29 protein-coding genes and 1 other RNA gene are annotated in these 23,902 nt (G+C 71.0%); 20 read left to right on the top strand and 10 right to left on the bottom strand.

What is annotated here, in order from left to right; all coding sequences use genetic code 11:
- The first annotated feature begins 15 nt into the window (after nucleotides 1–15).
- Nucleotides 16–386, top strand: a transfer-messenger RNA (tmRNA) gene (gene ssrA, locus IEQ44_RS03825).
- 66 nt (nucleotides 387–452) lie between these two features.
- On the opposite strand, the gene IEQ44_RS03820 is transcribed toward ssrA, so the two are convergent.
- Nucleotides 453–863, bottom strand: coding sequence for an Rv3103c transmembrane domain-containing protein (locus IEQ44_RS03820; RefSeq protein ID WP_193637117.1), 411 nt, complete (start codon nucleotides 861–863; stop codon nucleotides 453–455).
- Nucleotides 860–1,741: a mechanosensitive ion channel family protein gene (locus IEQ44_RS03815; RefSeq protein ID WP_319804472.1), complete on the bottom strand. Its 882-nt coding sequence runs from the start codon at nucleotides 1,739–1,741 to the stop codon at nucleotides 860–862. Before IEQ44_RS03815 ends, IEQ44_RS03820 begins: the two co-directional genes overlap by 4 nt.
- Before the next feature lie 147 nt (nucleotides 1,742–1,888).
- Between IEQ44_RS03815 and IEQ44_RS03810 the strand changes: the two genes are divergently transcribed.
- From IEQ44_RS03810 to IEQ44_RS03800, 3 genes are all read left to right on the top strand, one after another.
- Nucleotides 1,889–2,287, top strand: a complete 399-nt coding sequence (locus IEQ44_RS03810) for a hypothetical protein (RefSeq protein WP_193637116.1) — start codon at nucleotides 1,889–1,891, stop codon at nucleotides 2,285–2,287.
- A gap of 106 nt (nucleotides 2,288–2,393) precedes the next feature.
- Nucleotides 2,394–2,996 carry a hypothetical protein gene (locus IEQ44_RS03805; protein ID WP_193637115.1) on the top strand — a complete coding sequence of 201 codons (603 nt, stop codon included), beginning with the start codon at nucleotides 2,394–2,396 and terminating at the stop codon, nucleotides 2,994–2,996.
- A gap of 160 nt (nucleotides 2,997–3,156) precedes the next feature.
- On the top strand, nucleotides 3,157–3,540 hold the full coding sequence (locus IEQ44_RS03800; protein WP_193637114.1) for a hypothetical protein: 384 nt from the start codon (nucleotides 3,157–3,159) through the stop codon (nucleotides 3,538–3,540).
- A 76-nt stretch (nucleotides 3,541–3,616) separates the two neighbouring features.
- On the opposite strand, the gene IEQ44_RS03795 is transcribed toward IEQ44_RS03800, so the two are convergent.
- Together IEQ44_RS03795 and IEQ44_RS03790 are read right to left on the bottom strand one after the other, a co-directional pair.
- On the bottom strand, nucleotides 3,617–6,715 hold the full coding sequence (locus IEQ44_RS03795) for an efflux RND transporter permease subunit (protein WP_193637113.1): 3,099 nt from the start codon (nucleotides 6,713–6,715) through the stop codon (nucleotides 3,617–3,619).
- A gap of 91 nt (nucleotides 6,716–6,806) precedes the next feature.
- Nucleotides 6,807–7,223, bottom strand: coding sequence for an organic hydroperoxide resistance protein (locus IEQ44_RS03790; protein ID WP_193637112.1), 417 nt, complete (start codon nucleotides 7,221–7,223; stop codon nucleotides 6,807–6,809).
- A gap of 49 nt (nucleotides 7,224–7,272) precedes the next feature.
- Here IEQ44_RS03790 and IEQ44_RS03785 point away from each other — a divergent pair, with 49 nt between their 5' ends.
- The 4 genes from IEQ44_RS03785 (at nucleotide 7,273) to IEQ44_RS17595 (ending at nucleotide 10,509) form a co-directional block, all read left to right on the top strand.
- Nucleotides 7,273–7,725 carry a MarR family winged helix-turn-helix transcriptional regulator gene (locus IEQ44_RS03785; RefSeq protein ID WP_319804471.1) on the top strand — a complete coding sequence of 151 codons (453 nt, stop codon included), beginning with the start codon at nucleotides 7,273–7,275 and terminating at the stop codon, nucleotides 7,723–7,725.
- A 153-nt stretch (nucleotides 7,726–7,878) separates the two neighbouring features.
- Entirely contained in the window at nucleotides 7,879–8,550 is a 672-nt protein-coding gene (locus IEQ44_RS03780) for a M15 family metallopeptidase (protein ID WP_193637110.1), read from the top strand.
- A gap of 115 nt (nucleotides 8,551–8,665) precedes the next feature.
- Complete coding sequence (locus tag IEQ44_RS03775) at nucleotides 8,666–9,424, top strand: SDR family NAD(P)-dependent oxidoreductase (RefSeq protein ID WP_193637109.1); 759 nt, start codon at nucleotides 8,666–8,668, stop codon at nucleotides 9,422–9,424.
- Nucleotides 9,425–9,513: 89 nt separating this feature from the next.
- Nucleotides 9,514–10,509, top strand: coding sequence for a DUF3048 domain-containing protein (locus IEQ44_RS17595; protein WP_193637108.1), 996 nt, complete (start codon nucleotides 9,514–9,516; stop codon nucleotides 10,507–10,509).
- On the opposite strand, the gene IEQ44_RS03765 is transcribed toward IEQ44_RS17595, so the two are convergent.
- The gene (locus IEQ44_RS03765) at nucleotides 10,499–11,152 is read right to left on the bottom strand and encodes a TetR/AcrR family transcriptional regulator (RefSeq protein WP_193637107.1); all 654 of its coding nucleotides are present in this window, start codon (nucleotides 11,150–11,152) and stop codon (nucleotides 10,499–10,501) included. The two genes, IEQ44_RS17595 and IEQ44_RS03765, sit on opposite strands and share 11 nt — an antisense overlap.
- 161 nt (nucleotides 11,153–11,313) lie before the next feature.
- Here IEQ44_RS03765 and IEQ44_RS03760 point away from each other — a divergent pair, with 161 nt between their 5' ends.
- The 6 genes from IEQ44_RS03760 to IEQ44_RS03735 all read left to right on the top strand — a co-directional run bounded on the left by IEQ44_RS03760 (nucleotide 11,314) and on the right by IEQ44_RS03735 (nucleotide 15,797).
- Nucleotides 11,314–11,832, top strand: coding sequence for a hypothetical protein (locus tag IEQ44_RS03760; protein ID WP_193637106.1), 519 nt, complete (start codon nucleotides 11,314–11,316; stop codon nucleotides 11,830–11,832).
- A 116-nt stretch (nucleotides 11,833–11,948) separates the two neighbouring features.
- Nucleotides 11,949–12,545, top strand: a complete 597-nt coding sequence (locus IEQ44_RS03755; protein ID WP_193637105.1) for a YqgE/AlgH family protein — start codon at nucleotides 11,949–11,951, stop codon at nucleotides 12,543–12,545.
- Nucleotides 12,546–12,600: 55 nt separating this feature from the next.
- Complete coding sequence (locus IEQ44_RS03750) at nucleotides 12,601–12,867, top strand: DUF3039 domain-containing protein (RefSeq protein ID WP_193637104.1); 267 nt, start codon at nucleotides 12,601–12,603, stop codon at nucleotides 12,865–12,867.
- On the top strand, nucleotides 12,864–14,672 hold the full coding sequence (locus IEQ44_RS03745) for a DEAD/DEAH box helicase (RefSeq protein ID WP_193637103.1): 1,809 nt from the start codon (nucleotides 12,864–12,866) through the stop codon (nucleotides 14,670–14,672). Before IEQ44_RS03750 ends, IEQ44_RS03745 begins: the two co-directional genes overlap by 4 nt.
- A 12-nt stretch (nucleotides 14,673–14,684) precedes the next feature.
- Entirely contained in the window at nucleotides 14,685–15,104 is a 420-nt protein-coding gene (locus tag IEQ44_RS03740; protein ID WP_193637102.1) for a PaaI family thioesterase, read from the top strand.
- A gap of 51 nt (nucleotides 15,105–15,155) precedes the next feature.
- Nucleotides 15,156–15,797: an IclR family transcriptional regulator gene (locus tag IEQ44_RS03735; protein WP_193637101.1), complete on the top strand. Its 642-nt coding sequence runs from the start codon at nucleotides 15,156–15,158 to the stop codon at nucleotides 15,795–15,797.
- A gap of 31 nt (nucleotides 15,798–15,828) precedes the next feature.
- On the opposite strand, the gene IEQ44_RS03730 is transcribed toward IEQ44_RS03735, so the two are convergent.
- A complete protein-coding gene (locus tag IEQ44_RS03730; protein ID WP_193637100.1) occupies nucleotides 15,829–16,428 on the bottom strand; it encodes a LysE/ArgO family amino acid transporter in 600 nt (199 codons plus the stop codon).
- A 72-nt stretch (nucleotides 16,429–16,500) separates the two neighbouring features.
- On the opposite strand from IEQ44_RS03730, the gene IEQ44_RS03725 reads away from it, so the two are divergent.
- Nucleotides 16,501–17,421, top strand: a complete 921-nt coding sequence (locus IEQ44_RS03725; protein ID WP_193637099.1) for a LysR family transcriptional regulator ArgP — start codon at nucleotides 16,501–16,503, stop codon at nucleotides 17,419–17,421.
- A 138-nt stretch (nucleotides 17,422–17,559) separates the two neighbouring features.
- Complete coding sequence (locus IEQ44_RS03720) at nucleotides 17,560–18,204, top strand: hypothetical protein (RefSeq protein WP_193637098.1); 645 nt, start codon at nucleotides 17,560–17,562, stop codon at nucleotides 18,202–18,204.
- A 13-nt stretch (nucleotides 18,205–18,217) separates the two neighbouring features.
- On the opposite strand, the gene IEQ44_RS03715 is transcribed toward IEQ44_RS03720, so the two are convergent.
- The 4 genes from IEQ44_RS03715 to IEQ44_RS03700 all read right to left on the bottom strand — a co-directional run bounded on the left by IEQ44_RS03715 (nucleotide 18,218) and on the right by IEQ44_RS03700 (nucleotide 22,180).
- Complete coding sequence (locus IEQ44_RS03715; protein WP_193637307.1) at nucleotides 18,218–19,024, bottom strand: enoyl-CoA hydratase; 807 nt, start codon at nucleotides 19,022–19,024, stop codon at nucleotides 18,218–18,220.
- Nucleotides 19,017–19,595 carry an isochorismatase family protein gene (locus IEQ44_RS03710; protein ID WP_193637097.1) on the bottom strand — a complete coding sequence of 193 codons (579 nt, stop codon included), beginning with the start codon at nucleotides 19,593–19,595 and terminating at the stop codon, nucleotides 19,017–19,019. Before IEQ44_RS03710 ends, IEQ44_RS03715 begins: the two co-directional genes overlap by 8 nt.
- Nucleotides 19,596–19,668: 73 nt before the next feature.
- A complete protein-coding gene (locus tag IEQ44_RS03705; RefSeq protein ID WP_193637096.1) occupies nucleotides 19,669–20,643 on the bottom strand; it encodes an endonuclease domain-containing protein in 975 nt (324 codons plus the stop codon).
- A 235-nt stretch (nucleotides 20,644–20,878) separates the two neighbouring features.
- Nucleotides 20,879–22,180 (bottom strand): nicotinate phosphoribosyltransferase, encoded by a 1,302-nt coding sequence (locus IEQ44_RS03700; RefSeq protein ID WP_319804470.1) that lies wholly within the window; start codon nucleotides 22,178–22,180, stop codon nucleotides 20,879–20,881.
- A gap of 46 nt (nucleotides 22,181–22,226) precedes the next feature.
- On the opposite strand from IEQ44_RS03700, the gene clpS reads away from it, so the two are divergent.
- The 4 genes from clpS to IEQ44_RS03680 are packed head-to-tail and all read left to right on the top strand — an operon-like array spanning nucleotide 22,227 to nucleotide 23,899.
- Nucleotides 22,227–22,529: an ATP-dependent Clp protease adapter ClpS gene (clpS, locus tag IEQ44_RS03695; RefSeq protein WP_193637094.1), complete on the top strand. Its 303-nt coding sequence runs from the start codon at nucleotides 22,227–22,229 to the stop codon at nucleotides 22,527–22,529.
- A complete protein-coding gene (locus IEQ44_RS03690; protein WP_193637093.1) occupies nucleotides 22,529–23,113 on the top strand; it encodes a DUF2017 domain-containing protein in 585 nt (194 codons plus the stop codon). The genes clpS and IEQ44_RS03690 overlap by 1 nt, the downstream gene beginning before the upstream one ends.
- A 47-nt stretch (nucleotides 23,114–23,160) precedes the next feature.
- Nucleotides 23,161–23,580, top strand: a complete 420-nt coding sequence (locus tag IEQ44_RS03685; protein ID WP_193637092.1) for a M67 family metallopeptidase — start codon at nucleotides 23,161–23,163, stop codon at nucleotides 23,578–23,580.
- 46 nt (nucleotides 23,581–23,626) lie between these two features.
- Complete coding sequence (locus tag IEQ44_RS03680; RefSeq protein ID WP_193637091.1) at nucleotides 23,627–23,899, top strand: MoaD family protein; 273 nt, start codon at nucleotides 23,627–23,629, stop codon at nucleotides 23,897–23,899.
- The last annotated feature ends 3 nt before the right edge of the window (nucleotides 23,900–23,902 follow it).

Genomic DNA, 23,902 nt, shown 5'->3' with positions numbered 1-23,902 from the left:
TTTGAAAACTCAAGAGGGGCTGATCGGTTTCGACTTGGGACGTTAGTTCCAGGGGAAGCGGGTCGAGAAGCCAGCGTCATCTCGTAAACGATCGCTGGAAACCCATAGTTGCCAACGTTAAGCGCAACGACTTCGCTCTCGCTGCCTGAGCAGTGATCGAAGGGTCTGACCGGGCATCCGTCCTCGTCCCGGACCCAGGCCTCATCTAGAGGACTTGCTTGTCACTCTCTGTCAGGAGGGGTGGCAGGGACTTTTTCCTGGCTGAGCCCGTCGGTGATGTGTCAGCGCAAGCACCGGGGCCGAGAAAAGCGACAGCACTGACTACACCCGTAGAAGACCTGGATCGGCGCTCGAGGACCGGGGTTCGATTCCCCGCAGCTCCACCAGCACCATTCACCACCAGCCCTCTTGGCCATGACGAAGGCCCCCGCCTCGGCGGGGGCCTTCGTCGTTCACGGAGTGGGGTCGGGCACCGGGGGCGGAGCCGTCTCCTCCGGGGCGTCGGTGGGCGACGGGGAGGGCGCGGGCGACGTGCTGCCACTCGGGCTGGGACGCCCCGTCGGCCCCGAGGTCGGGCTCTCGGTCGGTTCCTCGGTGGGCTCGGTCGGTTCGTCGCCTGGTCGGGTCGGCGTGGGGGAGGGGCTCCGGGTGGGGCGCGGCGTCGGCGTCCACTCCTGGTCGGGCTCCGGCTCCTGGGTGCGTGTCGGCTCGCCCTGGCGGGGCGTGTCGACGCCCGGGTCGGTCACGGGCTCCGGAGGGCGCACGAAGAGATAGGTGACGAAAGCGGCCACGAAGATCACCGCGAGCACCACCGTGGAGGGGCGGGGGCCGCGGCGTGGCCAGGACCAGCGCTTCGCGCTCATGAGGAGGAGCCCGTCGGTTCGCCGGTCGCCAGCTGGGCCGACGTACGGATGCCCTCGGCGAGGAGCTGGCGCGTGATCATCGCGCGCAGCGTACGCCCCACGGCGAACTGCTTGCCGGGCAGCGTGCGGGCCACCACCCGCACCTTGAACTGGTCGACCTCGATCGACTCCACGCCCATCACGGTCGGCACATCCAACAGGAGGGCGCGCAGCCGCTCGTCCTCGTACGCTGCCTGCCCGACGTCACGCAGCACGTCGGTCACGTGGTTGACGTCGACCGTCACCGGCAGCGGCACGTCGATCACCGCCCGCGCCCACCCGCGCGACAGGTTGGTCGTCTGGATCACCTGCCCGTTGGGCGTGATCACCACCTCGCCCTCGGGCGTACGCACGGTGGTGGTGCGCAGGCTGAACTCCTCGACCGTGCCGATCACCGGGGTGCCGACGCCGAGCGCCTCGAGGCGGATCAGGTCGCCGTAGCCGTACTGCCGCTCAGCGAAGAGGAAGAAGCCGGCCAACAGGTCCTGCACGATGCGCTGGGCCCCGAACCCGAGCGCCACGCCGGCCACGGTCGCCGCCGGCACCACGGCGCTCAGGGAGACGCCGAGCGCCTGGAGCACCAACAGAGCGGCCACGATGTAGACCCCCACCACGGCAACCCAGGCGAGCAGCTGGATCAGGGCGTGGTTGCGCTTGGCCTCCTCCGAGCGCACTAGGTTGCCGGTGTCCGGCTCCTTGCGCTCTATGCGTCCGGTCCAGCGCGTGGCGCTCCACGTCACCAGCCTGGCGACCAGCACGGAGCCGGTGAGGAGCATGACGATCTCCAGGCCCTCGCGGCGGACCCAGAGCAGCAGCTCGGAGAAGGCAGAAGTCTCCACGCCGTCACCGTACCGGCCGGGGGCCACCGTCCTGCGTCCCAGCGCGAGGCCAGGGAGGTCGTCCAGAAATGTGAGACGCCTCTGTTTGGGGAGCCACCGGAGGGGGAATGGTGGTCGCGTCAGCTTTGCGACTTTCGGGAGTCCGCCGTGCTCAACGCCCTGATCGACCTCACCCGCCGCGCCCGCGGATCCGGACGCCCGGTCCCCGACGCGGCCTCCGTCCCGGCGCCCCGGGTGGAGACGTGGACGGAGGGGGAGGCGTTGCAGGTCCTGGTCGCCAACCGGTCCGACCGTCCCGTGCACGACGTCCAGGCCTTCGTGACCTTGGGGCGGCGTGCCGACTGCGTGGGGTGGATCCGCACCCTGCCGCCCACCGGCGACTCGGCGGCCCAGGTGGCGTTGACGGCCGACGGGCGTGAGCGCTGGATCTCGTGGCAGCACCGCAAGGGGTTCGGTGAGGTCGAGGTGGAGTGCACGTTCCGCGACGACGCCGGCCAGTACTGGCGCTGCGGCCGCGACGGCGCCCTCGTGCCGATCCAGCGCTGACTTCCGACGCCGCGCGCGAGTGACAGCAACCCCTTAACTGGGGTTCCGTCGCGTCGTGGGCGCGGGTTAGTCTCGCCGTCGGTCGAGACAGGGAGTGACTCAGTTCATGCACACAACCGTGGTCGTGGGGATGGCTCACGCCGTCGGCGGCGGGGTCATCACCCTGGGGCTCGTCGCCCTTGCCGTTGCGGGCCTGCTGGTCGCCAACTGGATGGCCGAGGGGCGACCCTCCTCGTCGCGCAGCTCCTCCCGCTCACGCACGTCGTCGCGGTCGACCTCGTCACGCAGCACTGCCCCCTCCCAGGTCTCCGCCGGCGCAGGTGCAACGGCCGACCGCGACGAGACCCAGGCCCGGGCCGTGCGGGTGTGGGCCGGCCAGAGCTCCCCGAAGGTGCTCGTCGCCAACTCCTCCCCGTTCGCCGTGCACGAGGTCCGCGCCTTCGTGGCGCTGGGGCGCCGCCGCCCGGAGATGGTCGGCTGGGTGCGCGAGCTGCCCCCGACGAGCGACGAGGGGGCGCGGATCGCCCTCACCGCCCAGGGGCGCGAGTCGTGGATCCGGTGGATCCGCGACAGCAAGGGTGCCCGCCAGGGTGTGTCGGTCGAGTGCACCTTCCGCGACGCCCGCGACCAGTTCTGGCGTCTTGACCGCCACGGCGAGGTGCATCCCATCGACGCCGACGAGGCGTTGGGGGAGCCCCGGCGACGCTGAGGCTCGCGTCCCGACGCCGCAGGACACGACAGCCCGGGCGGGTAAGAGTTCTTTCACGTGGCTCTCACGGTGGGTTCATCGCCGTCGACCAGTCTCGTTGGTGACATCGCTCCTCGCCGGGCATGAAGACCTGACGAGACATTTCACGGAAGGGACTCCCATGTTCACCCTGCGCAAGACCGTCGCCGCCCTCGGTGCCACCGCACTGCTCGCCAGCCCCCTGGCCCTGGCGGCTCCCGCCCAGGCCGCCGACCGTGAGTTCCGCTGCGGCGGCGCCGAGGTCGACTTCGACGTCGAGAAGGACGACCGCCGCTTCGAGGTCGAGGTCGACGTCGACGACGCCAAGCCCGGCAGCCGCTACCGGGTCACCCTCCGCCACAACGGCAAGGTGTTCCACAAGAAGGTTCACCGCGCCGACAGCGACGGCGACGTGGTCGACATCGAGAAGAAGCGTCGCGACACCCGCGGCAAGGACCGTTTCAAGGTCACCGTGAAGAAGATCGGTGGACCCAAGGCCTGCTCGCGGGTCATCAAGCGGCGCTGACGATCTCCTCGCCACACGCCGACGGCGCCTGCCCCCGACCGGGGACAGGCGCCGTCGCGCGTCGTGGCTGCGCTTCTCAGGCGGTGGCGGGACCGGCCTCGTCGCGGACCGCGGCCTCCTTGGAGGCCCGCTTCGCCCGACGCCGGCTCGTGCGCCGTTCTTTGCGACGCTCCACCAGCAGGTAGAGCACCGGCACCAGCAGCAGGGTGAGCAGGGTGGAGGAGATCAGGCCCCCGATCACCACGATGGCCAGCGGCTGCGAGATGAAGGCGCTGCCACCGGTCAGGCCCAGACCCATCGGGGTCAGGGCCAGGATGGTGGCCAGCGCGGTCATCACGATCGGCCGCAGTCGCTTGCCGCCGCCCTCGTACAACGCCTCGAGGATCGACGCCCCTGCGTTGCGTCGCTGGTTGACCAGGTCGATCAGCACGATGGCGTTGGTGACCACGACGCCGATCAGCATGAGTGCGCCGATCAGGGAGGCGACGCCGAGCGGCACCCCGGTCACGATGAGCAGCAGCAGGGCACCGGTCGCCGCGAACGGCACGGACACCAACAGGATGAGCGGCTGCACCAGCGAGTTGAACGTGCCGACCATGACCATGTAGACGATCGCGACCGCCACCACCAGGGCCAGGCCCAGCTGGGCGAACGCCTCGGCCTGGTCCTCGGCCACACCGCCGAGCGACACGTCCGTGCCCTCGGGCAGGTCGAGTCCGTCGAGCACTTCGTTGACCTCCGCCGTCACCGCGCCGAGGTTGTCGGAGGCCGGGTCGACCGAGATGGTGACGGTGCGGTCGCCGTCGAGGCGCGAGATGGTCGCGGCCACCTTGCGTTCCTCGACCTCCGCGACCGCGGTCAGGGCAGTGCCGCCCGGGCCGACGGGCAGCTGCTCGAGCTGCTGCACCGAGGTCGGCTTCGGTCCGGTCACCAGCACCACGTCCAGCGGCTCGTTGTCCAGGGTCACCCGCGCGACCGGGGGCTGGAAGAGGGTCTGGGCCAGGATCCCGCCGACCGCGGCGGAGGTCAGGCCCCCGGCCTCGGCGGCCTGACGTGCCTGCACGGCGAGGATCGGCTGGGCGGGAGCGGCGTCGGAGGTGACGTCGCCGATCCCGTCGATCCCCTCCAGGGCGGCCTCGACCTGCTCGGCGGCCTCCAGCAGGTTGTCCTGCTCGGTGGCGCTCACCGTGACCTCCAGGGCGGAGGCGAAGCCGGTGTCGCCGGCGCTGACGGTGACGTCACCGTCAGCGTCCTCGAGGAGCGTACGCAGGTCGTCGGCGACCAGGTCGGCGTCGGCCTCCTCGTCGAGGGTGACGGAGAAGGACGTCCCGCCACCGCCGAAGGCGGCCGCGAGCGGGTCACCGCCCACGGTGGTGAGCACCGTGTCGACCTCGTCGACGTCGGTCAGCACCTCCTCGACGGTGCGTGCCGCGGCGTCCTTGCGCGCCAGGCTGGCGCCGGCCTCCAGCTCCTGGGTGACCGCGAGGGTGTTCTGACCGGTGTTGCCCAGGAAGGAGGTCTTCAGGTAGGGCGTCAGCGCCAGTCCGACGGTGCCCAGCAGCAGGACGAACGCCATGGCCACGACGAGCCACGGCTTGCGCAGCGACCAGCGCAGGGCGGGGTCGTAGAGGCGGCGCAGCCACGTGTGGTCGTCACTCTCCTCCGCCTCGGCACGCAGCGCGGCGGCCTCGGCGTCGCTGCTGACCTCGGGCTCCTTGAGGAACCAGTAGGCCAGCACCGGGATGATCGTCAGCGCGACGAGCAACGAGGCGAGCAGGGCCAGCGACACGGTGATCGCGAAGGGCCGGAAGAGCTCGCCGACCTGCCCGCCGACCACGCCGATGGGGAGGAAGACCGCGGCGGTGGCGATGGTGGAGGAGGTGATCGCGCCGGCGACCTCGCGCACGGCGGTCACGATGGCCGCCGTCTTCCCCTCCCCGTAGGCGAGGTGTCGCTTGATGTTCTCGATCACCACGATCGAGTCGTCGACCACGCGACCGATGGCCACGGTCAGGGCGCCCAGGGTCAGGATGTTGAGGCTGTAGCCGCCCACCCACAGGCCGATCAGGGTCACCAGCAGCGAGAGCGGGATCGAGATCGCGGTCACGATCGTCGAGCGCAGCGAGTGCAGGAAGACGAGGATCACGAAGACCGCGAAGATGAGGCCGAGTCCACCCTCGGTGCTGAGGTCCTCGACGGACTTCTCGATGAAGGGCGCCTGGTCGAAGGCCACGGAGAACTCGGCGCCGTCACCCAGCTTCTCCTCGAGCTCGGGGATGAGCTCGTTGACGGCCTCGGAGATGTCGACGGTGTTGCCGTCGGGCCTCTTGGTGATGGCGACGGAGAGGCTGGGCTCGCCGTTGGTGCGAGCGAACGAGGTCGGCGCGGCCTCGGCCACGCGTACGTCCGCCAGGGAGCCCAGGGGACGGGTGCCGTTGCCGTCGGGCAGCGAGACCGGGATCCGCTTGAGCTGCGCCAAGGTGGTGGGCGTGGTGCCCACCTGCACCGAGAGGGAGCGGTCGCCGGCGTCGAGGCTGCCGGCCGGCACCATCTGGGCGGAGTCGAGGGCCGAGGAGACCTGCTGGCCCGTCACGCCCTGAGCCTGGGCCCGGGGAGTGAGGGTGATCTCGACACGGTTGGTCGGCGCTCCGGTCAGCTGGACCTCCCGCACGCCTTCGATGTCTTCGAACTCGGGCTGGACGACCTGCTCCAGCTCTTCGGCGAGCACGCTGGGCTCGAGGTCGGAGGTGACCGACAGCTGGATGATCGGGAACTGGTCGAAGTCACCTGCGAAGACGATCGGCTCGACCGACTCCGGGAGCGTCCGCAGGCCGGTCACCTCGGCCTCCACCTGCTGCACGGCCCGGTCCAGGTCAGTCCCGTACTCGAGCTGGAGGAGCACCGTCGAGGAGCCGGACGACGAGGTCGACGTGACGGACTCGAGGCCGTCGATCCCGGTCAGTCCCGACTCGACGGGCACCGTGATCTCCTGCTCCACCGACTCGGGTGAGGCGCCGGCGTACGGGGTGATGACGCCCACGGCCGGGAACTGCAGGTTGGGGATGAGCTCCAGCTTGAGGGAGCCCAGGGAGATGAAGCCGAAGATGGCGACGATCACCGTGGAGAGGGCGACGAAGGCGCGGTTGCGCAGGGAGAACGAGGCGAGTGAGCCCACGAGCGAAGTGCTCCTGTTCGGGACGTGTGGAGTTGTGGAGCACGAGGTGGCTCGTGCGCGCAGAGCCTAGCGGCCCGCCGTGACGGTTGCGTCAGGCAACGGTGAGGGTGACCTCGACGTTGCCGCGGGTCGCGTTGGAGTAGGGGCAGACCTGGTGAGCCTTGGCGACGACGTCCTCGGCGACCTCGCGCTCGACCTTGGGCAGGGTCACCTCGAGGGCGACGGCGAGCCCGAAACCTCCCTGGCCGTTGTCACCGATGGAGACGTCGGCGACGACCTCGGAGTCGGAGACGTCGGCCCCCGTCTGCTGCGCGACGAGCCGCAGCGCGGAGTGGAAGCAGGCGGCATATCCGGCGGCGAAGAGCTGCTCGGGGTTGGTGGCGCCGCCCGGGCCCCCCATCTCGGTCGGGATGCGGACGTCGGCGGCCAGGAGACCGTCGGTGGACTCGACGCGTCCGTTGCGGCCGTCCCCGGTCGCGACGGCGCTGGCGGTGTACATAGGTGTCATGCGCAACTGTATTGCGCACAATCTAGTTGGACAAGGGTATTCTCGTCCCGTGGACGACGACTTCCCCCAGCTGGCCCTCGACCAGCAGATCTGCCTGCCGCTCTACGCGACGTCCCGGGCGTTGACCCGTCGCTACCACTCCCTGCTGGCGGAGCACGGACTCACCTACCCGCAGTACCTCACCCTCCTGGCTCTCTGGGACTCCGACGGGCCGGTGGGCGTCGGCGACCTTGGCCAGCGGCTGCACCTCGACTCGGGCACGCTCACCCCGCTGCTCAAGCGCCTCGAGGCCGCCGGCCTCGTGACCCGCACCCGCGACGACGTCGACGAACGCCGCGTCCTGGTCGCGCTCACCGACGCCGGCAGGCAGATGCGTACGCGGGTGGCCGACGTCCCCGCGCGGCTGGTGGAGGGCATGAACATGGCCGCGGATGACGTCGTCACGTTGCGCCGCCTCCTGGACCACGTGCTGGGCGAGCTCGAGCGTCGCGAACGCGCCTGAAGTGTCGAGTGGTGGAGAGCCGACTGGTGGTGACAGGAGGCGCCGGACGGTCCACCATCGTCGGATGCGGGTGAGTGCCATGTGGCTCGCCGCCAACAGCGAGCCCGTCCGCGGCGTGGTGCGGCTCCAGCGCAAGGTGCAGCGACCCCAGGGATGGACGAAGAAGTGGCGCACCGTCGCGCGGCGGCGTACCGATGCCCAGGGCGGGGTCTCCTTCACGCAACGTCCGCGGCGCACGGTGAGGTGGCGGGCCACGGCCGCGTCCCCGCGCGGGTGTGGCGCTCGATGGTGGGCCGGTCCTGGCGCAAGGGGTGTCCCGTGGGACGGGCGGGCCTGCGCCTGGTCGAGGTCAACCACTGGAACTTCGACGGTGCCTTCACCGAGATGCACGCACGCCGCATCCCCGTGCGGTCGATGCACCGGGTCGACCGGTTCGGCTACTCCCGCCGCCTCGGGGGCGCCGACGACTACCGCTCGATGGCGGCCGACAACACCTCGGTCTTCAACTGTCGAGGCGTGGTCGGCAACCCCTCCGTGCGCTCGCCGCACTCCTACGGGCGCTCGCTGGACCTCAACCCGTGGGAGAACCCCTACTTCTCGCGCACCGGCGTGGTGCCGAACCGGTGGTGGGTGCACCGCAGCCACCCGCGGGTCGCGTGGCGCAGTCGGGAGCACGAGGTCGTACGCCTGCTCGCGCGTCACGGCTTCCGCTGGACCTACGGTCGGGCCGACGCCCACCACTTCGATGCGGTGGCCGGTGCCGGTGGGGGCCCGCTGCGTGAGCTGCTCTCCTCCCCGGAGTGCCGGCGCACGGTCTGCCACTAGTCGATGCGCCCGTCCCTGCTGGCCTCCCTGCACGGTGCGTCGTTGCCCGACAGCCCCTAGAGTGTCGGGCGGCGCCGGCGGAGAGGCCCCGGCCCCGACGTAGGAGGAATGCCCGATGGGTCGGTTCGACGGTCGTGTCGTTGTCATCACCGGAGCCGCTCGCGGCATCGGGTTCGGGACCGCGCAGCGGTTCTCCGCCGAGGGCGCGAAGGTCGCCATCATCGACCTCGACGAGGCCGCGGCCGCCGAGGCGGCCGACCGCCTCGAGGGCGAGGCCGTCGGCATCGGCTGCGACGTCTCCGACGCGGCGGCGGTCGAGCGCGCCTTCGAGCGCGTCGTCGCCGAGCTGGGCGGGGTGCACGTGCTGGTCAACAACGCCGGCATCACCCGCGACAACCTGCTCTTCAAGATGACCGAGACCGACTGGGACCTGGTCATGAACGTGCACCTCAAGGGCGCCTTCCTGATGACCAAGGCCGCGCAGAAGCACTTCGTCGAGCAGAAGTACGGCAAGGTCGTGAACCTCTCCTCGGTGTCGGCGTGGGGCAACCGTGGCCAGGCCAACTACTCCGCCGCCAAGATGGGCATCCAGGGCTTCACCCGCACGCTGGCCATCGAGCTCGGACCCTTCGGCGTCAACGTCAACGCCGTGGCGCCGGGCTTCATCGCCACCGAGATGACCGACGCGACCGCGGCCCGCCTGGGCCTCGGCGTGGAGGAGTTTCGCGAGCTCAACGCCCAGAACAACCCGGTGCGCCGGGTCGGGTTCCCCGAGGACATCGCCGCGGCCGTCACCTTCCTGGCCAGCGACGAGGCGTCCTACGTCACGGGTCAGACCCTCACCGTCGACGGCGGGGCCAAGCTCGTCAGTTGATGCAGGTCACTTTCGGGCGCGTTCTACCCCGCCGGCGGGGTCCGCGCCCTGACACTGGTGCCCTCGTAGTTTCACGATCGGAGTTGCACGTGCGTTCTCGTTCCGCCCTCACCGCCGCCTTCGTCTCGGCTGCCCTCCTGCTTGCAGGCTGCAGCGGAGGCGAGGAGAAGGAGTCGCCCTCGGCCGACCCCGTCACCGAGAAGGTCGAGCCGGCGACCTGGCCGTTGACCGGTGAGCAGCTGGCCGAGGGCAAGGCCGCGGAGCGCGACCACCCCGTGCTGGTCGCGAAGATCGACAACACCTCCAGCGCCTCGCCCCAGGTCGGTCTGGGCAAGGCCGACCTGGTCTTCGAGGAGATGGTGGAGGGCCGGATGACGCGTCTGGCCGCCTTCTTCTACTCCACCCTGCCCACCGAGGTCGGCCCGGTGCGCTCGATGCGGGCCACCGACATCGGCATCGTCTCCCCGGTCGACGGCGTGCTCGTCACCAGCGGTGCGGCCGAGGAGACCAAGGCCCGTCTCGCCCGGGCGGGCGTCACCTTCATCGAGGAGGGGGTGGCCGGTTTCCGACGTGACCCCTCCCGCTCGCAGACCTACAGCGTGATGGCCGACCTCAAGACGCTGGCGAAGGGCAAGAAGGCGAAGCCGGCCCGCCCGGACGACTACTTCGTCTTCGGTGCGCCCGAGGACCTGCCGCAGGGCAAGCCTGCGAAGGCCTTCGACGTCGACTTCGGCAACCACACCACCTCGTGGGCGTTCAGCAACGGCACCTACGCCAACGTCAACGGCCTGGCCGGTCAGGGTGACGAGTTCCCCGCCACCAACGTGCTCGTCATCCGGGTCAAGGTCGCCGACGCCGGCTACACCGACATGGCCGGCAACTTCGTGCCCGAGAGTGTCTTCGAGGGCGAGGGGCAGGCCCAGCTCTTCCACGGCGGCAAGGTCATCGACGCCACCTGGAGCAAGGACGGCCGCAGCGGCGCGCTCCAGCTCGAGGCCAACGGCGAGGAGCTGAAGGTGCCGGTCGGCAAGACCTGGGTGGAGCTGCTCCCGGTCGACGACGCCAAGGTCACGCTCAAGAAGTGAGGCCCGGGGCCGAGATCGCGGCCACGGCGTCCTCGAGGGAGTCGTGCTCGGTGCTGACGCGACGCAGGGCGGCGATCAACAGGCCGACGGCGAGCTCGACCTGACTCGCCTCGGCGCCCGGGTCCTGGCTGGTGGCCACCCGGGCGCCGGCGGAGCTCAGGGCTCCGAAGACGATCCGACCGAAGGTCTCCACGAGTGCCTCCGGCACCGACCAGACGCCGGCCCCCAGTGCGGCCGCGACGAGCCGTCGCACGCTGGTGTAGGTCGTGCGCGCCGACGCCTCGGTGTGGGCGATCCCGAGCACAGCGGGGCCGTCCTGGATGATCAGGCGGCGGTAGGAGGGCTCGCGGGCGATCTCGAGAAACGCGCGCAGCCCCGACTGCGCAGCCGCCCACGGGTCCGTCTCGAGACCTGCGGCGGCGTCGATGCGGCGTACCGCCTCGGCCTCGACGTCGGCGTGCACGGCGCGGAAGAGGTCCCGCTTGCCGTCGAAGTGGTGGTAGAGGGCGCCCTTGGTGACACGGGCGCCCGCCACCACCGCGTCCAGTGAGGTCGTGGCGTATCCCTGCTCACTGAAGAGCCGCCGCGCGACCTGCACGAGGTCGTCCTTGGTGCTGCCGTTGACGGGCGTGGTGCTGCTCATCGTTCGAGCATAGGTCTCGGCAGGTCCACGACGACGGATGTAACAGGCGTCACCGTCCATCTGGTTGAAGTCGCGCGTACCCGACCGTACTCTCGGTATGTCGCCTGGTCCCCACCGGACTCCGGGCGGTCGGCTCGCACACCTTCGTGGAAGGAGGGACCATGACCTGGACCCCGCCCCGCCGCGACCAGGTGCTGCGCGCCGTCCTCGCCGAGGTCGACCGTCGCCTCGACGGGGAGCTCCCGATGGACGTGCCCGGCGTCGACCAGACGTTCCGGGACGCCCGGACGCTCGCCGACGTGCTCCACGTGCGGTGGCGCGCAACGCTCGCAGCCGAGGTCGAGCGGTGCCTGGACGAGGACGCCGAGGACCCCCGGGCCGCCGTCGTCCGCGCCTGGCGGCGCACGGTGCGCGCGCTCCCGGGCGTACGCATGGTCCTCGACCGCGAGTGGGAGTCGGCCGACGAACGACGTCGGGTCGTCCTCGTCCGTCGCCGCGACCGTGAGCACCAGTGGCTCGCCGGCCGCAGCGGCTGGCCCGTTCCCCCTACGGGCACGGACCTCGAGGCCGTCGCTGTGGGCGCCGCCCTCGAGGCCGAGGGTCGACGCCACTACCGCCCCGGTCAGCGACCGGCACCCCCGCCGCTGCTCAAGCGGCTCCGGGCGGCCCTCGCCGCCTGACCCCCAGGACAGACAGCCCCGATCCGGTGTGTCGCGGTTCGCCGCGATCCCTCCCTCCCTCCCACGCACCGGAGCCGGGGCTGTCTTCTGTACACCTGGCGCGTCATGATGGAGACATGGGCGCGCAGGACCGAGCAGGGCGGCAGACGCACGACGTCACCCCCGTGCGCCCGGGCGTGCTCCTGGTGGCCCAGCCGGAGATGGGTGACCCCAACTTCGCGGAGTCGGTCGTGCTGGTGCTCGACGTCGACGACGAGGGTGCCCTCGGTGTCGTGATCAACCGGCCCTCGGCCCTGCTGGTGGCGACCGTCTTCGAGGAGTGGCGCGACCTGGTCGACGCCCCCGAGGTGCTCTTCCGCGGCGGCCCGGTGGGCGCCGACGGTGCGCTGGCACTCGCGCTGCTGCGCGACAGCGAGCAGGTGCCCCAGGGGTTCCGCCCGGTTGTGGGTCGTCTGGGGGTGCTCGACCTGGAGACACCGACCGACCTGGTGGAGACCGCCTTGTCGCGGCTGCGGATCTTCGCCGGCTACGCCGGGTGGGGCCCGGGGCAGCTGGAGGACGAGATCGCCGAGGGGGCGTGGTACGTCGTGCCCTCCCGCCCTGAGGACCCGTTCGGCGTCGAGGCGGAAGGGCTGGGCCGTGCCGTGCTGCGTCGCCAGCCCGGCGAGCTCGCGTGGCACTCGACCCGTCCTGCCGACTCCGGCCTCAACTGAGCTGACCCCGTCGGGCAGGCGCGGTGTCGGGCCACTGGCCTACACTGGCCGGACCATGACCCAGTTCGGTTTCCAGCCCTCCGGTTCCACGCTCGAGGACCGTCGCACAGACCCTGTGGAGGACGGTGACCACGAGCGCTTCTCCCACTACGTCCCGAAGGACAAGCTGACGGAGGCGATGGTCATGGGCACGCCCGTCATCGCGCTCTGCGGCAAGGTCTGGGTGCCGAGTCGCACCCCGGAGAAGTACCCGGTGTGTCCGGAGTGCAAGGAGATCTGGGAGACCCTCAACCCGGGCTCGGGCGGAGGCTCCGACGCGTGACGGACCGGCCTGACGCCGCCTCCGTACCTCCCGCACTTCCTCCGGCCTGGCCGGAGCGTGCGGCGTGGGGCACGGCCACGTCGCTGCGTGCGTGGCAGTCGGAGGCGATGACCAAGTACTTCACCGACAACCCGCGCGACTTCCTCGCCGTCGCCACGCCGGGGGCGGGCAAGACGACCTTCGCGCTGACCGTGGCCTCCGAGCTGCTGTCGCGCCGGGTGGTCGACCGGATCACCATCGTCGCTCCCACCGAGCACCTCAAGACCCAGTGGGCCGAGGCCGCAGCCCGGGCCGGGATCCCGATCGACCCCGCCTACTCCGCGGGGCAGGGCAGGACGTCGAAGGACTTCGTCGGCATCGCCGTCACCTACGCCGGCGTCGCGGTCAACCCGTTGGCCATGCGCATCCGCACCGAGCGGTTCCGCACGCTGGTGATCCTCGACGAGGTCCACCACGCCGGCGACGCCCTCTCGTGGGGAGACGGCGTGCGTGAGGCGTTCGACCCCGCCACGCGACGCCTGGCCCTGACCGGCACCCCGTTCCGCTCCGACGTGAACCCCATCCCGTTCGTGCAGTACGAGCCCGGTCCCGACGGCATCCCGCGCTCGCGGGCCGACTACACCTACGGCTACGGCGAGGCGCTGGCCGACCACGTCGTGCGCCCGGTGCTCTTCATGGCCTACTCCGGTGAGATGAGCTGGCGCACCCGTGCCGGCGACGAGATCGCCGCCCGCCTCGGCGAGCCGCTCACCAAGGACCTGACCCAGCAGGCGCTGCGTACGGCGCTGGACCCCAAGGGGTCGTGGATGCCGGCCGTGCTCCAGGCCGCGGACAAGCGCCTGGGCGAGGTGCGTCGTCACGTGCCCGACGCCGGCGGCCTCGTCATCGCGACCGACCAGGACAGCGCCCGGGCGTACGCGAAGCTGCTGCGCTCCATCACCGGTGAGGCGCCGGTGGTCGTGCTCTCCGACGAGAAGGCGGCGTCGAAGAAGATCGCGGCCTTCACGACCTCCGACGACCGGTGGATGGTGGCCGTGCGGATGGTCTCCGAGGGGGTCGACGTGCCCCGCCTGGCCGTCGGCGTGTGGGCGACCACGACCTCCACGCCCCTCTTCTTCGCCCAGGCCGTGGGCCGATTCGTCCGGGCGCGCAAGAAGGGGGAGACCGCCTCGGTCTTCCTGCCCTCGGTGCCCAACCTGCTGGGCTTCGCCTCCGAGATGGAGGTCCAGCGCGACCACGTGCTCGGCAAGAAGATCACCGACGAGGACGACATCTTCGCCGCGGAGAACGCGCTGATCGCGCGGGCCAACGCCTCCGAATCGGCCTCCTCCGAACTCGAGGGCAGCTTCGAAGCGCTCGACTCAAGCGCCACCTTCGACCGGGTGCTCTACGACGGCGGCGAGTTCGGCCACGCGGGCGAGGTGCACGTGGGCTCCGACGAGGAGATGGACTTCCTCGGCATCCCCGGTCTCCTCGAGCCCGACCAGGTGCGTGACCTGCTGCACTCGCGGCAGAGCGAGCGTCGCGAACGCCAGAAGAAGGACCTGGCCGCCAAGGCGCGCGAGGCCATCCAGGCCACCCGCGACGTCGAGAAGCTCTCCCAGCACGAGCAGCTGGGCGTGCTGCGCCGTGAGCTCAACGGCCTGGTCGCGGCTTGGTACCACCGCACCGGTCAGGCGCACGGCATCACCCACGCCGCGCTGCGCAAGCAGTGCGGAGGCCCCGCGGCCGCAGTTGCGACGGCCGACCAGCTCACCGCGCGGATCGAGAAGATCCGTGAGTGGGCCCTGAAGAAGAGCTCCTGAGAGGCGGAGGCCATGGACGGCTACGAGCAGTTGACCTGGGTGGCGCAGGGCGTCGTGCCGGTCCCGATCGCGACGACTCTCGAGATGGACGGTTTCGACGTCGAGCGGGGCTCGGTCACCGTCTACCTGACCCCCGACCCGGTCAAGCACTGGAACCCGATCGGCATGATGCACGGGGGAGTGATCTCGACCCTGCTCGACACCGCGGCCGCCTGCTCGGTGCACTCCACCCTGGCGGCGGGGGAGACCTACACCTCCCTGGACCTCAACGTGAAGTTCCTGCGAGCGGTGACCGAGGAGTCCGGCCGCCTGCGCTGCGTCGGCAGCGTGGCGCACCGCGGCAGGCGTACGGCGCTGGCCGAGGCCCACCTCTACGACGCGGCCGACCGGCTCGTCGCCCAGGCGACCTCCACCTGCATGATCTTCTCCTGACCGGATCAAGCTCCGGGCGGCTCCAGGCCCCGGGTGGCTACATTGGCCCCCATGGCCTCGGAGACCTCCCAGACACTGGACCGGGGCATCCGCGTGCTCCGGGTGCTCGCCGCCACCCCCGACGGGTTGACGGTCACCGAGCTGGCGGGGCGGCTCGACGTCAACCGCACCGTCGCCCACCGACTGGTCGCCACCCTCGAGCAGCACGGCCTGGTGCGTCGCAGCGAGCGCGGCCAGCTCCACCTCGGCATGGGGGTGCTGGCGCTCTCGGGCGCCGTCCACCCCCTGCTGCGTGACCGGGCGGTCCCGCCGTTGCGCCAGCTCGCCGAGACGGTGGGCTGCACCGCCCACCTGACCATCGCCGACGGCGACGAGGCCGTGGCGCTCGTCGTCGTGGAGCCGTCGTGGACCGACTACCACGTCTCCTACCGCATCGGGTCGCGTCACCCGGTCGCCCAGGGGGCGGCCGGCAAGGCGATCTGCCTGCTGCGCGACGGCGACACGACGACGCCCTACGCGGTCACCACCGGGGAGCTGCAGTCCGGTGCGCACGGGCTGGCCTGCCCGGTGCGCGGGGTGGCCGGGCTCGAGGCCTCCGTCGGGATCGTGACCCTCGGCGGCCCCGTCGACGAGTCGGTGGTGGCGCCGCGCGTGGTGCGGGCGGCTCGCGAGGTGGCCCTAAGCCTGCGCTGAGTGACTCTCGTGGGGTCAGCGAGTCGGTGGCTCAGTGGGTCAGCAGGGTGACGCCCAGCGCGCCCATGACCACGGCGATGCCGCCGTCGAGCACCCGCCACGAGGTGGGCTTGGCGAAGAGGCCGCGCAGCAGGCGGGCGCCGTAGCCCAGGGCGAAGAACCAGGCGGTGCTGGCGAGCAGCGCGCCGGTCAGGAACCACCAGCGGTCGGCGCCGAAGGAGTTGGCCACCGTGCCGAGCAGCACGATCGCGTCGAGGTAGAAGTGCGGGTTGAGCCAGGTCAGCGCCAGGGCGGTGAGCACGGCCGTACGTCCGCTCATGCGCGACCCGGTGCCGGCGTCGAGGCCCGTGGGGCGCCAGGCGCGCAGTGCGGCGTGGAGGCCGAAGGCGAGCAGGTAGATGCCGCCGATGACCTGGGCGACCGGCAGCGCGCCGGGCCACCGCTCGATCACGGCGCCGAGGCCGGCCACGCCCGCGGTGATCGCGACGAGGTCGGAGACGAGGCAGGTCAGCACGATCGGCAGCACGTGCTCGCCACGGATCCCCTGGCGCAGGACGAAGGCGTTTTGGGCGCCGATGGCGACGATGAGGGCGAGTCCGGTGAAGAGACCGGTGAAGAGCACGTTGAGCACGCAACAAATCGTAGGCAGCGGAGAGTCATCAATCCAGCGAAGGATTCTGGGGAATCATTAGTATGTCTAAGTATGAAAGACCTCACCCAGCTGGACCCCGTCGCGCTGCGCACCTTGGCCACCGCGGTGCGCCTCGGCACATTCGAGGCAGCCGCCAAGGAACTGCACGTCACGCCCTCGGCGGTCAGCCAACGGATCAAGGCGCTGGAGACCCGGGTGGGCCGTGTGCTGGTGCACCGCACCAAGCCGCTGGAGGCCACCGACGCCGGCCACGTGCTGGTGCGTCTCGCCGCCCAGACCGAGATGCTGGAGCGCGAGGCCTACGCCGAGCTGGTCGACGACCCGGACGAGGAGGCCACCGAGGACGCGCCCTGGACGGCCGTGCCCCTGGCGGTCAACACCGACGCCCTCTACGACTGGTTCGTCGAGGCGATGGTCCGGGTGCGGCAGCGCCACCGGGTCACCTTCGAGATCCTGCGCGAGGACCAGACCCGCACGGCCGAACGGCTGCGTCGCGGTGAGGTGATGGCGGCCATCACCTCCGACCCCCGGCCGGTGCCGGGCTGCACGGTCGAACGGCTCGGGGCGATGCGCTACGTCGCCGTCGCGGTGCCGGAGTTCATGACTGAGCACCTGGCTGAGGGCCCCACCCCCGCGGCGCTGGAGCGGGCCCCCATGGTCGCCTTCGACCGCGACGACACCCTGCAGCACGACTTCCTGCGCAAGGTCACCCGCCGTCACCTGGCGCCGCCCACGACCTGGATCCCGTCGGTGCACCAGTTCGACCACGCGGTGCGTCGCGGCATCGGGTGGGGGATGCTCGTGGAGACCGACGTGCGCGCCGACGTGCGCGCCGGGCGGTTGGTGGAGATCGTACCGGGCCGGCACGTCGACGTGCCGCTCTACTGGCAACGCTGGCGTCTCGAGTCGCCGGTCATGGCCGACCTGACCGCCGCCGTCACGACCGAGGCGCGGAGCTGGCTGGGGCGGTGACTGCACACAGCGCGAGAACGTCAGCGGCGACCGCTCCCGAACAACCTGACGGCAGGCAGATCGACATGTGGGCGGGGTGACCCACATGACGGAGGTGCCACTAGTTTGCTCCGAAACGGAGAGGGAGTCATGAGAAGTGTGACGATGCTGCTGTCGACAGCGTTGACCTTGGTCCTGCTCACTGTGCCCGTCTCGCCGGCCCGGGCGAGCGGCGATGGCGTGGACACGGGGAAAACGTGCAACGACGCTGGAGGCAAGTACGGGTACAAGGCCAACTACCGGGTGAAGGTCAAGACCAAGAGGCCGAAGCTCACCCACCTCCAGGCTCACGCATTGCCGCCCACCGGTAAGAACAGCAAGGTCGTGACTCGTGAGTCTGAATGGACCAGGACCCTGAAGGTGAAGGTCCACTACGAGGGATCAGGTGGCCTCGAGGCGTCGGTCAAGAAACTGATTCTTGCCAAGGCCGGGACCAAGGCAGGCTTCGGGCTGGCCGGAGTCGGCAAGAGGACTGAGACGAAGACGATCACGGTCACGAGCTCTTACAGCAATCCCACCAAGAAGAACCAAGATTTTGTGGCCTTTGCCGGCCGTACGCAGGTCAAGGGAACGTTCCGGTACCGCTATTGCTGGCGACACCGTCGTGCCGAACCCGCAACCATTCACTACCGTGACGGGCGCTGGAAGAGTTACGCAGTCCGCGGCAGTGGCCTTGTCCGCTGCGGCGCAGGGGAAGGAAGCCGTGGTCTCACGGCGCTGGCACTGAAGCACGGCTGCAAGTGAAGCTCTGGTTCGCCTAGGCGCCACGGAACTTTGGGGAGCGCCGCTCGACGAACGCCGTCATCCCCTCCACCAGGTCGGCGGTGCGGGCCAGCATCATCTGGCCGCGGTGCTCGGTCTCCAGGGCCTGCTCGAGGTGCGGGAGGCTGGCCGCGTTGATGGCCTTCTTGGTGGCCGCCATGGCCAACGGCGCGCCCTCGGCGAGCTTCTCGGTGAGTGCGCCGACCAGGTCGGTGAAGGTGTCCTCGGTGGTCACGTGGGAGACGAGGCCGTGCAGGTAGGCCTCGTTGGCGTCCAGCCGCTCACCGAGCAGCGCCATCCGCATCGCCCGCGCCCGCCCCACCGAGGCGGCGACGGTGGCGGTCGAGGCGCCGTCGGGCATCAGGCCCAGCCGGGTGAAGGTGAGGCTGAAGGTGGCACTCGGGTGCGCCACGACCACGTCGCAGGCCAGGGCCAGGGCACAGCCGAAGCCGGCCGCAGGGCCGTTGACGGCGGCCAGCACGGGCTTGTCGAGACCGGTGATCGCACGGATGGCGCGGTTGGCCGCCACCATCGCCGAGCCGTCGGCCACCTGGGCCGGGTCGAGACCGGCGAGGTCGGCGCCCGAGCAGAAGGCTCGGCCCTCGCCGGTGAGCACCACGGCGCGGACGTCGTCGTCCCCGACGGCCTGCTCGAGCGTCGCCGAGAGGGCCTCCACCATCGCCGCCGACGCGGCGTTGAGGGTGGTCGGCCGGTTGAGTACGAGCCGGAGCACGCCGTTGGCGCGCTCGACCACCAGGTCGGGACCGGTGGCCGCCGTGGGGTCGGCGTGGCGGTCAGTCAACGCGGACACCCGCCTCGTCCATCTCGACGAGCGCCGCTTGGGTGGTGCCGGGGGCGACGCCGGCGCACAGCGAGGTGAGCACCCGCGTGGAGAAGCCGGCCCGCACCGCGTCGAGGGCGGTGGCCCGCACGCAGTGGTCGGTTGCGATGCCGCAGACGTCCACCTCGCTGACGTGGTGCGTACGCAGCCACTCGCCGAGCGCGACCCCGTCCTCCGTGCTGCCCTCGAAGCCTGAGTAGGCCGCGGAGTGCTTTCCCTTGAGGAAGATCGCGTCGAAGAGCTCGCCCTCGATGGCCGGGTGGAACTCCTCTCCCTCGGTGCCCACCTCGCAGTGGACGGGCCAGGTGGAGACGTAGTCGGGGTCGGCGGACCAGTGGCCCTCGCCGGGGTCGATGTGGTGGTCCTTCGTCGCGACGGCGTAGGCGTAGTCGGGCGCGCCGCGCTCCTGCTGGCGTAACCGGCGCATCAGCTGGGCGACCTCGCGGGCCACGTGACCGCCACCCTTCACCCCCAGCGACCCGCCCTCGCAGAAGTCGTTCTGCACGTCCACGACGATCAGTGCGCGCCTCATGGAGTCACCCTAGCCCCGGACCCCTCGCTCGAAACTGTCGTGGCGATGGGGTGTCAGCCGGCGTGTCGCGCCATCAACGCGACAATTTTCGTGGGGGTTGAGGGGTGGACCTGGAGGCGGGGTCAGGACCCGAGAGCGGCACCAGACGCCCGAGGAGTCGGAGCCGTCCCGATCGAGTCCGGGCGGAGTCGCTGAGGAGGTCCGTCCACGCCGCGACCCGGCCGGGCTGGTGACGTCGGCCGAGGGAGTCGTCGACGTCCCGCAGGACGGAGTGGGGATGCACGAGCAGGTCGTCGCTGGTGTAGCCGCGACGGATCCACCCCGCGGCCACCAGACGGCGGTGACGTCGCAGGTCAGCCCGCTGGCGGTCGACGTCGAGGTGGTGGTGGCCGTCGTACTCGTGGAGGACTCGGGTGTCGCCGACTCGCAGGTCTGCGCGCGCCACGAAGCTCCCGACGCTGTCCCGCACCACGAACTGGGGCGTCACGGGTGCTCCCACGCACCGGTGGAACTCCCGCAGGATCGTCTCCCACGGCGACTCCGAACGTACATCCACCAGGGGGAGCAGGGCGCGCAGCAGCGGCGCCCCGCGACGTCGGGCCCGGGCGGCACGCTCAAGGTCCGCCAAGTTGGCCACGCCCAGGACCAGCGCCGACTCCACGGCGACCAACGCGTCGAGTGGTCCCAGGTCGCGACAGAGGGTGAGGAGTACCTCGTCGACGGGCGCGACCCGCAGGCCGAGCACCTCCGTGCCGCCCTTCCCACGGGAGCACCTGATCACGCGGAGGTCCGGTCGCTGGGGAGCGGTCGTGCCGGTCGGCACCTGCACCGTCACCGGGATGCCGCGCGGCAACGGCGGGAGCCAGAGACCCAGGAGCCGGGCACCGGTCACGTGGGTGAAGGCCGCGCGAGGCGGCAGGACAGCGGCCCACGCGCCCAGGTCGTCGGTGGCTGGATCGGCTGAGTCCACCCGGCGGTGGGCACCGCGGGTCACCCGCGTCCACCCGGGCCCAGCGGTCCGGCCGCTGGTGGTGAGTCGGATCTTCATCTGCCCAGCCAAGGGCCCTGGCCGTGGTGCTGGGGCGTGCCCGCCGCCGGAATGGGGAGGACGCCGAGGGTGTGGAGGCCCGGTGGCGCATCCCAGCCGTCCGACGTGGACCCCGCTCCGTGACTGGACCTGCCCAGCAACGGAACCCGCCCCGCAACTTTCGGGTTGATGGGGTGTCAGCCGGCGTGTCGCGCCATCAACTCGACAGTTTCCGTGGGTGCGTGGTGGGCGCCGCTCAGTCCAGGTGGAGGGTCGGGATCACGGGCTGTCCCTTGCTGAGCATCCGGGCCGGGAGGGGGAGCTCGTCCCGGCTGGTGAGGTGGCGCTCCCGGGCGGCGCTGAGCGGCTCGTGGCCGACGACGGCACCGTCGCGCACGAGGCGGACCAGGAGCTCGCGGTCGTCGCCGTCGTCACGCGGTGGCGTCCCGATGCCGACGACCTCGGCCTCGGCGACGCCGTCGGCGCTGAGGTGACGCAGGGCGTACTTCCGGCCGCCGACCGAGCCTTTGTCCTTCGACCGCTTCGCGACCGGCACCATCTGGCCGTCGTCGCCCTCGCGGGAGACCAGCTTGTAGACGAAGCCGGAGGTGGGGTGGCCCGAGCCGGTCACCAGCTGGGTGCCTACGCCGTAACCGTCGACGGGGGCCGCGGCCAGCGCCGCGATCGCGTACTCGTCGAGGTCGCTGGTGACGATGATCTTGGTGCCCGTCGCGCCGAGGGAGTCCAGCTGCGCACGCACCTCGTGGGCGAGCAGCCCCAGGTCGCCGGAGTCGAGGCGTACGGCACCGAGCTCGGGACCCGCGACGTCGACGGCCGTCCGCACCGCCTCGGCGATGTCGTAGGTGTCGACGAGCAGCGTGGTGCCGCGCCCCAGGGAGGTGACCTGGGCCGTGAAGGCGTCCCGCTCGGTGTCGTGGAGCAGGGTGAAGCTGTGCGCCGACGTGCCGGTGGTGGGGATGCCGTGGCGCTGCAGGGCTGCCAGGTTGGAGGTCGCCTCGAAGCCGGCGACGTACGCCGCCCGCGCGGCCGCGACGGCGGCCTCCTCGTGGGTGCGGCGCGAGCCCATCTCGATGCAGGGGCGACCGCCCGCCGCCCACGTCATCCGGGAGGCCGCCGAGGCGATCGCGGAGTCGTGGTTGTAGATCGAGAGCAGCACCGTCTCCAGCAGCACCGCCTCGGCGAAGGTGCCCTCGACCACGACGAGGGGGGAGTAGGGCAGGTAGACCTCGCCCTCGGGGTAGCCCCACACGTCACCGGTGAAGGTGTGGTCGGCCAGCCACGCCAGCGTCTGCTCGTCGACCACGCCCCCGGCGTCGAGCGCGCCGAGGACCTCGTCGTCGAAGCGGAACCGTTCGATGGCCTCCAGCGCCCGGCCCACCCCGGCGACGACGCCGTAGCGGCGACCTTCCGGCAGGCGGCGGGGGAAGAGCTCGAAGACCGAGCGTCGGTGCGCCGTGCCGGCCTGCAGCGCGGCCTGGAGCATCGTCAGCTCGTAGTGGTCGGTCAGCAGGGCGGTGGAGGAGGCGGTGTCGCTCACGCCCACCACTGTGCCACCCGGGGGCGTGGTCCAACCCTGTGCCACGATGGAAGGCGTGTCATCCCCCAGCCCCGTCGAGGTCGAGCCGGACCTGCACGTCGACGACATCCTCCGCCCCGACCGCGGATGGGTGACGGTCGTGTGGAACGACCCGGTCAACCTGATGTCCTACGTGACCTACGTCTTCCGCACCCACTTCGGCTACTCGAAGGCCAAGGCGGAGAAGCTGATGATGGAGGTCCACGAGGACGGCCGCTCGGCGGTGAGCACGGGGAGCCGTGAGGAGATGGAGCGCGACGTCCAGGCGATGCACGGCTACGGGCTCTGGGCCACGATGGAGCGTGCCTGATGGGTGGCTTCACGCGGCACCTGGGCACCGGTCTGGTCATCGCCAACTTCTCCGGCTTCGAGGCCGACCTGCTGCGCAGCCTGGCCGCCCAGCTGGTGGAGCTGCTGCGCGACGAGCAGCCCGAGGTGGACGAGCACCTCGACCCGCTGGAGGCGATGTTCAACTTCTCCGGGCCGGTCGACGAGCCGGAGGACCCGGTGCTGCTGCGCCTCTTCCCGACGGCCTACGCCGACGACCCCGAGGCGGCCGGTGAGTTCCGCCGCTACACCGAGCCGACGCTGCGTGACGCCAAGGAGCGCACGGCGATGAGCATCATCTCCGCGCTCGAGGAGGGCGGCCTCCCGCCGGAGTTCGACGACCTCGACCTGGTCATCGACGTGGAGCTCGACGAAGCCGCTGCTGCGGCGTGGCTGCGCGGCTTCACCGACCTGCGCCTGGCCCTGGCCGCCCGGCTCGGGGTGGAGGAGGGTGACGAGGACTTCTGGGAGGCGCTGCCCGACGAGGACCCGCGCGCGGCCGCCCACGACATCTACGAGTGGCTCGGCTACCTCCAGGAGACGCTGGTCAGCGCCGTGACCGGCTGACGAGTTGCTCGGGGAAGGGCACGGGCCGCTCACCTAGGATTGACGGCGTGCTGACGATCTCCCGGACCCTGCGTGACGCCATCGTCGACCATGCTCGACGCGAGCACCCCGTGGAGGCCTGTGGCATCGTCGCCGGCCCGGAGGGGAGCGACACCCCGGCGCGGCTGGTGGAGATGGTCAACGCGGCCGGCAGCCCGACCTTCTACGAGTTCGACTCCACCGAGCTGCTGGCGCTCTACAAGCAGATGTGGGCGGCCGACGAGGAGCCGGTCGTCGTCTACCACTCGCACACCGCCACCGAGGCCTACCCGAGTCGCACCGACGTCGACCTGGCCAGCGAGCCGAACGCCCACTACGTCCTGGTCAGCACCCGCGAGCACGGTTCCGACGACGGGCCGGTGGAGTTCCGCTCCTACCGCATCGTCGACGGCGTCGTCACCGAGGAGGACGTCGACGTCGTCGACTGAGCCCGGCTTGCCCCTGCCCCACACCATCCCGCACAGGAGGAACCCCATGGCCATCGAGGTCAAGATCCCGACGATCATGCGCACCCACACCGGGGGCGAGAAGGCCGTCACCGGCGAGGGCGCCACGCTGGCTGCCCTGATCGACGACCTGGAGGCCCGGCACCCCGGCCTCGCCGACCGCCTGCTCGAGGACGGCAAGCTGCGCCGCTTCGTCAACGTCTACGTCAACGACGAGGACGTCCGCTTCCTGGGCGGGCTGGAGAGCCCGCTGAGCGACGGCGACGAGGTCGTCGTGCTGCCGGCCGTCGCTGGCGGCTGACCC

This window comes from Nocardioides malaquae (genome assembly GCF_015070385.1).
GTDB lineage: Bacteria > Actinomycetota > Actinomycetes > Propionibacteriales > Nocardioidaceae > Nocardioides > Nocardioides malaquae.
The sequence above is the reverse complement of the archived record's forward strand: the minus strand, read 5'-3'. Positions and strand labels throughout refer to the sequence as shown.

Coding starts and splice junctions, on each gene's coding strand:
- IEQ44_RS03765 (WP_193637107.1), bottom strand. CDS start 11,152: ATGAGCAGCACCACGCCCGTCAACGGCAGCACCAAGGACGACCTCGTG.
- clpS (WP_193637094.1), top strand. CDS start 22,227: ATGGAAGGCGTGTCATCCCCCAGCCCCGTCGAGGTCGAGCCGGACCTG.
- IEQ44_RS03790 (WP_193637112.1), bottom strand. CDS start 7,223: ATGACACCTATGTACACCGCCAGCGCCGTCGCGACCGGGGACGGCCGC.
- IEQ44_RS03760 (WP_193637106.1), top strand. CDS start 11,314: ATGACCTGGACCCCGCCCCGCCGCGACCAGGTGCTGCGCGCCGTCCTC.
- IEQ44_RS03820 (WP_193637117.1), bottom strand. CDS start 863: ATGAGCGCGAAGCGCTGGTCCTGGCCACGCCGCGGCCCCCGCCCCTCC.
- IEQ44_RS03725 (WP_193637099.1), top strand. CDS start 16,501: ATGAAAGACCTCACCCAGCTGGACCCCGTCGCGCTGCGCACCTTGGCC.
- IEQ44_RS03800 (WP_193637114.1), top strand. CDS start 3,157: ATGTTCACCCTGCGCAAGACCGTCGCCGCCCTCGGTGCCACCGCACTG.
- IEQ44_RS03710 (WP_193637097.1), bottom strand. CDS start 19,595: ATGAGGCGCGCACTGATCGTCGTGGACGTGCAGAACGACTTCTGCGAG.
- IEQ44_RS03755 (WP_193637105.1), top strand. CDS start 11,949: ATGGGCGCGCAGGACCGAGCAGGGCGGCAGACGCACGACGTCACCCCC.
- IEQ44_RS03775 (WP_193637109.1), top strand. CDS start 8,666: ATGGGTCGGTTCGACGGTCGTGTCGTTGTCATCACCGGAGCCGCTCGC.
- IEQ44_RS03805 (WP_193637115.1), top strand. CDS start 2,394: ATGCACACAACCGTGGTCGTGGGGATGGCTCACGCCGTCGGCGGCGGG.
- IEQ44_RS03740 (WP_193637102.1), top strand. CDS start 14,685: ATGGACGGCTACGAGCAGTTGACCTGGGTGGCGCAGGGCGTCGTGCCG.
- IEQ44_RS03680 (WP_193637091.1), top strand. CDS start 23,627: ATGGCCATCGAGGTCAAGATCCCGACGATCATGCGCACCCACACCGGG.
- IEQ44_RS03780 (WP_193637110.1), top strand. CDS start 7,879: ATGGACGAAGAAGTGGCGCACCGTCGCGCGGCGGCGTACCGATGCCCA.
- IEQ44_RS03750 (WP_193637104.1), top strand. CDS start 12,601: ATGACCCAGTTCGGTTTCCAGCCCTCCGGTTCCACGCTCGAGGACCGT.
- IEQ44_RS03705 (WP_193637096.1), bottom strand. CDS start 20,643: ATGAAGATCCGACTCACCACCAGCGGCCGGACCGCTGGGCCCGGGTGG.
- IEQ44_RS03735 (WP_193637101.1), top strand. CDS start 15,156: ATGGCCTCGGAGACCTCCCAGACACTGGACCGGGGCATCCGCGTGCTC.
- IEQ44_RS03690 (WP_193637093.1), top strand. CDS start 22,529: ATGGGTGGCTTCACGCGGCACCTGGGCACCGGTCTGGTCATCGCCAAC.